Source organism: Bacteroides sp. AF32-8BH, from assembly GCF_003435205.1.
GTDB classification, from domain to species: Bacteria; Bacteroidota; Bacteroidia; order Bacteroidales; family Bacteroidaceae; genus Bacteroides; species Bacteroides ovatus.
The window spans coordinates 1-9003 of the sequence record NZ_QVLZ01000084.1; the positions used below are offsets into that span (position 1 = coordinate 1).

A 9003-nucleotide genomic window follows, 5' to 3' on the forward strand; every position below is an offset into this window, starting at 1 on the left:
ATAAATTTAGGAATTCTTGCTCACATTGATGCAGGAAAAACTTCCGTAACCGAGAATCTGCTGTTTGCCAGTGGAGCAACGGAAAAGTGCGGCCGTGTGGATAATGGTGACACCATAACGGACTCTATGGATATAGAGAAACGTAGAGGAATTACTGTCCGGGCTTCTACGACATCTATTATCTGGAATGGAGTGAAATGCAATATCATTGACACTCCGGGACACATGGATTTTATTGCGGAAGTGGAGCGGACATTCAAAATGCTTGATGGAGCAGTCCTCATCTTATCCGCAAAGGAAGGCATACAAGCGCAGACAAAGTTGCTGTTCAGTACTTTACAAAAGCTGCAAATCCCGACAATTATATTTATCAATAAGATTGACCGTGCCGGTGTGAATTTGGAGCGTTTGTATATGGATATAAAAACAAATCTGTCGCAAGATGTCCTGTTTATGCAAACTGTTGTCGATGGATCGGTTTATCCGGTTTGCTCCCAAACATATATAAAGGAAGAATACAAAGAATTTGTATGCAACCATGACGACGATATATTAGAACGATATTTGGCGGATAGCGAAATTTCACCGGCTGATTATTGGAATACGATAATCGCTCTTGTGGCAAAAGCCAAAGTCTATCCGGTGCTACATGGATCAGCAATGTTCAATATCGGTATCAATGAGTTGTTGGACGCCATTTCTTCTTTTATACTTCCTCCGGCATCAGTCTCAAACAGACTTTCAGCTTATCTCTATAAGATAGAGCATGACCCCAAAGGGCATAAAAGAAGTTTTCTTAAAATAATTGACGGAAGTCTGAGACTTCGAGACGTTGTAAGAATCAACGATTCGGAAAAATTCATCAAGATTAAAAATCTAAAGACTATTTATCAGGGCAGAGAGATAAATGTTGATGAAGTGGGTGCCAATGATATCGCGATTGTAGAAGATATAGAAGATTTTCGAATCGGAGATTATTTAGGTGCTAAACCTTGTTTGATTCAAGGATTATCTCATCAGCATCCCGCTCTCAAATCCTCCGTCCGGCCAAATAAGCCCGAAGAGAGAAGCAAGGTGATATCCGCTCTGAATACATTGTGGATTGAAGACCCGTCTTTGTCCTTTTCCATAAACTCATATAGTGATGAATTGGAAATCTCGTTATATGGTTTGACCCAAAAGGAAATCATACAGACATTGCTGGAAGAACGATTTTCCGTAAAGGTCCATTTTGATGAGATCAAGACTATCTACAAAGAACGACCTATAAAAAAGGTCAATAAGATTATTCAGATCGAAGTACCACCCAACCCTTACTGGGCCACAATAGGGCTGACTCTTGAACCCTTACCGTTAGGGGCAGGGTTGCAAATCGAAAGTGACATCTCCTATGGTTATCTGAACCATTCTTTTCAAAATGCCGTTTTTGAAGGGATTCGTATGTCTTGCCAATCTGGTTTACATGGATGGGAAGTGACAGATCTGAAAGTAACTTTTACTCAAGCCGAGTATTATAGCCCGGTAAGTACACCTGCTGATTTCAGACAGCTGACCCCTTATGTCTTCAGGCTGGCTTTGCAACAGTCAGGTGTGGACATTCTCGAACCGATGCTCTGTTTTGAGTTGCAGATACCCCAAGTAGCGAGTTCCAAAGCTATTACAGATTTGCAAAAACTGATGTCTGAGATTGAAGACATCAGTTGTAATAATGAGTGGTGTCATATTAAAGGGAAAGTTCCATTAAATACAAGTAAAGACTATGCCTCAGAAGTAAGTTCGTACACTAAGGGCTTAGGCATTTTTATGGTTAAGCCATGTGGGTATCAAATAACAAAAGACGGTTATTCTGATAATATCCGCATGAACGAAAAAGATAAACTTTTATTCATGTTCCAAAAATCAATGTCATTAAAATAATGGAGCGGTCAGGAAATTTCTATAAGGCAATACGGTTGGGATATATACTTATCTCCATTCTTATCGGATGTATGGCATATAATAGCCTCTATGAATGGCAGGAGATAGAAGCATTAGAACTTGGCAATAAAAAAATAGACGAGCTCCGAAAAGAAATAAACAATATCAATATTCAAATGATAAAATTTTCTCTATTGGGTGAAACAATACTGGAATGGAACGATAAAGATATCGAGCATTACCATGCACGGCGTATGGCTTATGACATCGTAAAAACATATGAAGAAAAATCCACACGCTTCGCAATTTCCGCATCAGCAGGTTATGACTATCAACTGACAGACTGGTTAAGTATAGGCGTAAACTATACAGGTTGGCAAATAGGTTATGAATATAAAAATTCTGCCAATGTCAAATTAGGAGTTATATTCTAAATAATAGTGCCTCGGCTGAATTATCCGCCGGGGCTTTTTTATTATAAGCCCACGGGAAGCCTAATACCCCTGTATCAGAAATACAGGGATAAACACCCCTCACGCAAGCATTTATCTGTAATTTACATACCCATTCCAAACCCCCGGCTTCTTTTCCTGGGCTGGTCGAGTTCTTCCTCCTGTTGCTTCTTCCGCTGCGGTGCCTGGTTGATTTCCGGAACTTGGGAAATACTGTTTCCCTGTTGTTGGATCTCTTCTCTGCCTTGTTCCTGGTGCGGTTCCTGAAGATCCCGGCTCCATTCGGCTTTCATCTTCTCAAGCCGTTCATGGTTTACACGTTCCGCCCACTCCTTTTTCTGGAAGATTTCTTTCGGGCTTCCGTTCTTCATGGTATTGAGATAGTCGAAGGTCTGTTCCGGGGCCCGGTCATACCCTGTGCACTTGTCAAATGAGGTTTCACACTTTCGGAAAAAATCTGTCCTGTCAAAACCGCCCTTCACGTTTCCGCAGTTCTTCTTCCCGGTGTGGTTGGTCTTTGGACTTAGCTTCCTGGTGTTGCTCCTGTCCTTCCGGCTGACAATGATATGTGCGTGCATGTCGTACCGGTCAGCTCCCTTCCTCTCAAAATGGATCTTTCCGTAATACTCGATATCCTCTTTGTTCAGGCCTTTTCCGAACCCTTCCGCATAGTGCTGCATCACATCATCACGGACATACCTTCTCATGGCTTCAGCCTGTTCCTTCTCTGTCTTGCCCATTTTCTCCAGCTCCCGGCTGGAAGGGCTTACCGTGATCACATAGAACTTCGCATCGTTCCGGCTTAATTTTGCCTTGTTGTTGTCTATCTTGAAGGTTACTTCCTGTGCGCTTATGTAGTCACGAGAGTTATTGAAAAACGGCTGCACTTCCCGGCCGTTCTTCATGCGCTCCAGATCCTCATGCTGGAGATAGGTCGTTACTCCTGTGCAGCTCCCTGTATTGGCATAAGTTCCGGAACCGCCACCCTGAATTTTTATATTCATAGCCCCCTCCTTTCCTTTTCCTTCTTATAGACCTTGTTTATGTCATCGAGCAGCCCGGTCTTTCCTTTTGCATCGAGGAAGGAAACGATATGTTGCATGGCCTTGAGTTGTGCCGTTTCGCTGGCTTCTATCCGCTTGAAGATAATATCCTGGTTCTTCCTTATAGTTGAATCTGCATCCCGCACCGCTTTTTCTGCCCTGCCTATGGCCTTGCCGTTGTTGTCGGAACTGTTGATTATCCCGGCAAGCAGCTCCTTGTTATCCTTCAGGAACCGCCTGAACTTTTCTTCCGAAAGTAAGGATGAAAGGCTTATGGTTATCTGTGTGCTGGCTCCGGCCAGAGCTTCACAAGCCGGACGCACAAGATCCGTTTCCTGTTTCTTCAGGAATGCGAACACCTGGTCCATGCGCTTGATAAGCTTCTGCATTTCCTGTGCCGGACTTTCATGCTCGACCGGGTTTATACCGTACTTCTCAAAGTAGTTTATGGCATGAGTAATATACTCCATTTTTGACACACTGTTTGCCTTGGCCAGACGGTCAAGTTTAGCAAAAGTGGTACGTTCTACCGCTACCGTTGTTTTACTGTCTTTTTCCATATAATTATAAGGATTATTATAACGAATTAATATACTAACTAATTGGTTTACAAGATAGTATATTTATTCGTTATAACCAACATATAACGGTTAATTTTTCTAATGCTTTGATTATCAAAGCATAACCCCGTAGGGCAAGAGGAAAAAACAGGGCTTGCCCGGTTTCCTCTTGCTGTTCTATCGAACACCCTCCCCAGCGCGAAATCGCAAAGGGGACGGGGAGAGATAGAACCTATCCCACACACGTGAACACCCACGAAAACCGCACACCCAGTACACAACAGAATTACCCAACAAAACCGCACAACAGATTGCGTCCGGAACACCACACAAAAACTCATCGGTCGGGGAGCGCCGCACGGCAAGGGGGTGTACCAACACTCCCGACGAGTGCAGCCGTTTGCAGTGCAAATCAGTGTGCGGTTTTACTTGGATATCCGATATAAAATACCTAACTTTGATTCCGTAACGAAATCAAACAAAACAGACCTATGGAAAAGGAACCAGGAAAAAAGACCGGGAAAGGTGGAGCCAGAGAAGGTTCCGGAAGAAAGGCTGTGTCCGGCATGTACACCAAGACCATGAGAGTGCCTACAGTAATGGAAGAAGAAGTACTCTGCCTGATCGATATGTATTCGAACTGGCTGAAGTCCGGGAAAATGGAAAAGGGTATGGCAAGGCGCACCACTCCGGAACAGAGAAAAAGAGCTATCCGGTCAATACAGGAGATACTCGAGTATGAGAAGCAGAGCCAGAAAGTACACAAACAGGAAGAAGAGGACAAACGGCAGCTGTCCTTGTTCTGAACAAAAGCATAAAACAAAAGTCAGCAGAACTTCAAAAACAAAACAAGTTCTGCTGACTTTCTAAAATAGTTATGTTATTTCTTCTTCTTTCCAAACAATTCCGAATGACTGCCAAGCCTAACCAGCTTTACGACTTCATCATCGATCCATATCAAAAGAAAATCATTTTCTACGTGACATTCCATGTGACCTGCATAATCACCTGAAAGCATATGAGGTTTAAACTCTTTTGGAACGTCCTCACAACGTTCCAAGTATCCTACAATATCATAAAGCTTTTCAAGTTTGGTATTATCATTCCTGTACCGTTTCAGGTCTTTCCGGAACTGGCTACCAGTCTTAACCTCTCTCATTCACTACAGGATTTTATAAAGTTCTCGAAGCTGCTTGTGTCAACTTTCTTCAGGTTTTTCCCAGCACGAGCTTCTTCTATGGCCGCTTTGGTTTCTTCGTTTGGTTCTGTGTACATGGCATCCATAAGAAGACATTCCACAAAGTTGTTTAAGCTCCGATGTTCACGTTTGGCAGCACTCTTCAGCATGTCCAGGAGGTTGCTGTCAAGTCTGAATGCAGTTAATTTCTTTATTGCTACTTCCATACTGTTATACTTTTTATTACAAATGTATAACAATGTATATCAAAAGCAAAGAAAATAAACACAAAATTACCAATATATACATTTTTTAACGCGCGGGGAAGCTGCCCTAAAAAAAAGCCCACCTCACTCCCTAAAGGGAGAGTTCTCTCTCTTTCTCCCTATTGTTCCATTTTTGGGCAAAAGCAAGGTCATTTTTCGTCTAAAATCCGCTTTTTTGTTAGAATGTCTTTGCAGAATATCTTGTACGAACATGTTTTTTTAATTGCAAAAGATTGGTTTTCAATATATTGTAAATAAAACAAACACACCAAAACCGACCAAATTGCTAAAACAAGCACACCAAAACCGACAAAATTGCTAAAATTACCCCCTACCAAAACCGACAAAATTGCTAAAATCAACAATAAAAACTGACGATAGCTTTTTTTTGTCGTTTTATGTTTCTATATTTGCGGAGTAACACCTAAAAATCAATCGTATGGCAAACGAAAAAGACATAATGCAGTTTATACCACCAACAGAAGAAGAAATCATGCTTATACAGCCCAATAACGTAACATTCGGGCAGTATAACATTTCAGAATGGCAAGAAAACTTGCTTACCCTTATCAGCGACAAGCTGCAAAAGCACATGACAAGAAAAGAAGAACTGCCACGTGATTTATTTAACATGCCCTATGTTACAGTTAAATGTGATGATGCTGGGGGCAAAAATCATAAATCAATGGTGTTAAGAGAAGCATTAGACTTGGCAAAGAAGATATTTTCCTTTCGCTGGGTTCACCCAAAAATACATAAGACAATAGAAACTACAGGTGTAATCATCACAACGATACACAACATCAAAGGGACAAACCAAATAATAATCAATATCAATCCTTGGGCTATTCCGTTCCTGGTCTATTACGGTGTTGGTGTCGGTGGCACAAGGTATTCCAAAGGGCTTGCCCTTGGGCTTCGTGGAAATTATACCAAAAGGCTGTATAAGATAATTTGCAGCCAAAGGGACAGAAAGCAGTATTACTACCCCATACAGCAGTTAAGGAAAGATTTGGAAATACCAGAAAAGCACTCAAACAACGATATAGACAGGAGAATACTTAAACCAGCAAAAGAACGTATCAAGGAAAGCGGTTCTGATGTATGGTTTGATTATGAAATGATTTGCAAATACCCTGTAAAGGGCAGAAAACCAAAAGCGGACACGGTTCTTTTCACTATCAACACACTGCACCCACGTGAAGAAGGTGGGGAACAATACGAACAATATTCGTTTGTTTACAGGTGGGTAAGTAGCGCAATGGATCACCCGACCAACGACAGGGCAGTCAAGGCTGTGGATAAGATAGCGGAACTCGGCAGACTGAAAAACGTGTACGAAAGATGCTGTTACTACGATGACAAGGTATGTGCTGGGGACATGGTAAGAAAGCACGCTGAAAATGCATTGCTTAAAATGTTAAGAGAAGAGTTCGGTATAAAATAATTTGATTCTGTCACACAATCAAAAAAAAACAAAGATATGAAGGAAGGAGATTTGGTAATGGTTTCAGCCGAAGCTGTAGGCTTAGGGAAGCCAATGGAGGCCGTTATAGACAAGATTGAAACATTCATGGGACAAACCCTTGTAACAGTCACTTACACGCAACCAGACGCCTTATCCGGCTTCGGTGGTTGTTTTGTAGATACACACATAACAAAGCAATAATATATTTTTTGTAGAAAGTGTATATTGATAAATATATTCTTTATATTTTTGCACATAAATCATTGATATGCAAGAAAAAGCAAATATACAGACATCAACTCTAAGAGTACCTAAAAACATACTCGAAGAAATAAAAATATATTGCCGAAAAGCCGGAAAGCCTGTCGGTGAATGGGTTGAAACAGCCTGGAAATTCATAGAGAAGAATGACTTTGACATCTATGACAAGGAAACAACACCATTTCTTCCTGTTCCTCCAGACATCGAGAAGGAAAGGAACCAGGTAGAAGCCTTGTGTATGCTCATGAGTGAATTTATAACGGCACAGAAGCAGATACAGCTTCCGGCTCCAGAACTTATCGCAAAGACAGCTGAAGAAAAGGTACGTGCTGAAATGAAGTCTGAAGAACAGGCTAAAGAACTCAAGGTCCTTCAGGAAGAAAACGACCGATTACGTAACGAAATCAAAGTTCTTCAGGAGTATAAGGAAAAAGCATACCGGGAACTTTGCCGGGTACGTGATGAACAAAAAACAATAGGGAAAATAAAAGTAAATACAGAACTAAAATAAAATGACATTTATGAAGAAAATCTTATTAATTATAGCTATTGCTATTTCTACTAACATCTATGCACAAAAAGGAAGCAGCCAGTTCTCTTTATTCGGAGGATTTGAACATTTTCCTGAATTAAAATGCCGTAACGGTTACAATGTAGGTGTTGAGTTCAAACATTACCTTAATAACCGTGTCTATGCACTGGCAAACTTCCATGCAGGGGTTAATGACGGAACAAAAAACGTAAGCTATACAAGGGACGAGATTGATTATAATTTCGACCTGTCAAATAGTGTAAGGGACTATATGATAGGATTCGGTATAGGTGGAGATCTGTTACATATTAACAGACATAAAATCTATATGCAAGGAACTGTAGGTATTGGTTCTTCTGAACAATATGAAGACGGTATAACCTTATCTCCAGGTGGAGCCACCCACGCCCGAAGTCGCAGAAAAGGAGAATGAAGGGCAACAGCTCAAGCCGGAAGCGGAAGATGTGAGGAACAGGCAGGCGCAATATCCCGAAAATGCACCGCCGCAGATACGCAGTCCGGCGGATAGTATCGTTGCCAACCATGTCATAATCGGGCGTCCGGGACTGTATGCCAAGGAGGAAACCCGGTCCAAAGGATTGAAAATATAACCTAAGGAATTTTATCTGAAGTATTAATAAGGGCTATCCCAAAAGGTCTAAAAGTAAATTTTATCCTTTCTGCAAGTATCTATAGGATGGCAACTGCATTTTTTTCTTTTTGGGCAGCCCTTATTAAAATTTATTCTTATTTTAGGTTATATACATTCATGTCCATTTATGTAAAAAATTCCTGCTGACCTTGTTTATGTCTTGTCAGTCACCATTTGCAAAACCATATTTGACCCTCAAAGAGGCTGAATTTGATAAGTAACTTGCTACATACTCATAATAAGGAGCTAAATAGAACACGAATGGGAAATACACAAATGCTAAACTAAAGAAGATATTGGCCAAAATAAACGCTATACCGAGAGAGAAACTTGATTTTTCAACTTCCTAAAACGGTGTTGTTCAAACATTTCTACTTATTTGTACTTGCCAGTTGAACCTACGCTTCCCTAATAAAATGTCTATGGTAAAAAGTTAAAAAATCCTCCCACTTTTGTTAGATATATTTTTTTGTGTAATTTTGTAATCGTTATGCGGCAGTAATAATATACATATTAATACGAGTTAGTAATCCTGTAGTTCTCATATGCTACGAGGAGGTATTAAAAGGTGCGTTTCGACAATGCATCTACTGTAGTATATTATTGCTTAATCCAAATGAATATTATAAATTTAGGAATTCTTGCTCACATTGATGCAGGAAAAACTTCCGTAAC

At 40.7% G+C, this 9003-nt stretch carries 10 protein-coding genes and 2 pseudogenes; 8 read left to right on the forward strand and 4 right to left on the reverse strand.

From position 1 onward, the window contains the following. The coding region (gene tet(Q) / locus DWZ47_RS29600; RefSeq protein ID WP_151880730.1) for a tetracycline resistance ribosomal protection protein Tet(Q) at window positions 1–1917 on the forward strand (1917 nt) is incomplete at its 5' end. Next, window positions 1917–2183: pseudogene (locus tag DWZ47_RS29605) on the forward strand (hypothetical protein); the annotation flags it as partial. The gene tet(Q) and the pseudogene DWZ47_RS29605, both read left to right, overlap by 1 nt. Before the next feature lie 290 nt (window positions 2184–2473). On the opposite strand, the gene DWZ47_RS29610 reads toward DWZ47_RS29605, so the two are convergent. Together DWZ47_RS29610 and DWZ47_RS29615 are read right to left on the reverse strand one after the other, a co-directional pair. Continuing rightward, complete coding sequence (locus tag DWZ47_RS29610; RefSeq protein ID WP_117515630.1) at window positions 2474–3373, reverse strand: DUF5712 family protein; 900 nt, start codon at window positions 3371–3373, stop codon at window positions 2474–2476. Then, window positions 3370–3972, reverse strand: a complete 603-nt coding sequence (locus DWZ47_RS29615) for a BfmA/BtgA family mobilization protein (RefSeq protein WP_087306506.1) — start codon at window positions 3970–3972, stop codon at window positions 3370–3372. Before DWZ47_RS29615 ends, DWZ47_RS29610 begins: the two co-directional genes overlap by 4 nt. Before the next feature lie 491 nt (window positions 3973–4463). On the opposite strand from DWZ47_RS29615, the gene DWZ47_RS29620 reads away from it, so the two are divergent. Next, window positions 4464–4778, forward strand: a complete 315-nt coding sequence (locus tag DWZ47_RS29620; protein WP_008782594.1) for a hypothetical protein — start codon at window positions 4464–4466, stop codon at window positions 4776–4778. Window positions 4779–4852: 74 nt separating this feature from the next. Here the strand turns inward: DWZ47_RS29620 and DWZ47_RS29625 are convergent, their stop codons facing one another. Beyond that, a complete protein-coding gene (locus DWZ47_RS29625; RefSeq protein ID WP_117515632.1) occupies window positions 4853–5131 on the reverse strand; it encodes a type II toxin-antitoxin system YafQ family toxin in 279 nt (92 codons plus the stop codon). After that, on the reverse strand, window positions 5128–5376 hold the full coding sequence (locus DWZ47_RS29630; RefSeq protein ID WP_008782592.1) for a toxin-antitoxin system protein: 249 nt from the start codon (window positions 5374–5376) through the stop codon (window positions 5128–5130). The genes DWZ47_RS29625 and DWZ47_RS29630 overlap by 4 nt, the downstream gene beginning before the upstream one ends. A gap of 478 nt (window positions 5377–5854) precedes the next feature. On the opposite strand from DWZ47_RS29630, the gene DWZ47_RS29635 reads away from it, so the two are divergent. The 5 genes and pseudogenes from DWZ47_RS29635 to DWZ47_RS29655 form a co-directional block, all read left to right on the forward strand. After that, complete coding sequence (locus DWZ47_RS29635) at window positions 5855–6862, forward strand: replication initiation protein (RefSeq protein ID WP_117515634.1); 1008 nt, start codon at window positions 5855–5857, stop codon at window positions 6860–6862. A 36-nt stretch (window positions 6863–6898) separates the two neighbouring features. Further along, window positions 6899–7084, forward strand: a complete 186-nt coding sequence (locus DWZ47_RS29640; protein WP_117515636.1) for a hypothetical protein — start codon at window positions 6899–6901, stop codon at window positions 7082–7084. 67 nt (window positions 7085–7151) lie between these two features. Continuing rightward, a complete protein-coding gene (locus DWZ47_RS29645) occupies window positions 7152–7655 on the forward strand; it encodes a hypothetical protein (RefSeq protein ID WP_117515638.1) in 504 nt (167 codons plus the stop codon). A 10-nt stretch (window positions 7656–7665) separates the two neighbouring features. Continuing rightward, the gene (locus DWZ47_RS29650) at window positions 7666–8109 is read left to right on the forward strand and encodes a hypothetical protein (protein ID WP_147330802.1); all 444 of its coding nucleotides are present in this window, start codon (window positions 7666–7668) and stop codon (window positions 8107–8109) included. Then, window positions 8063–8287 (forward strand): annotated as a pseudogene (locus DWZ47_RS29655) (hypothetical protein); the annotation flags it as partial. The gene DWZ47_RS29650 and the pseudogene DWZ47_RS29655, both read left to right, overlap by 47 nt. Window positions 8288–9003 lie beyond the last annotated feature (716 nt).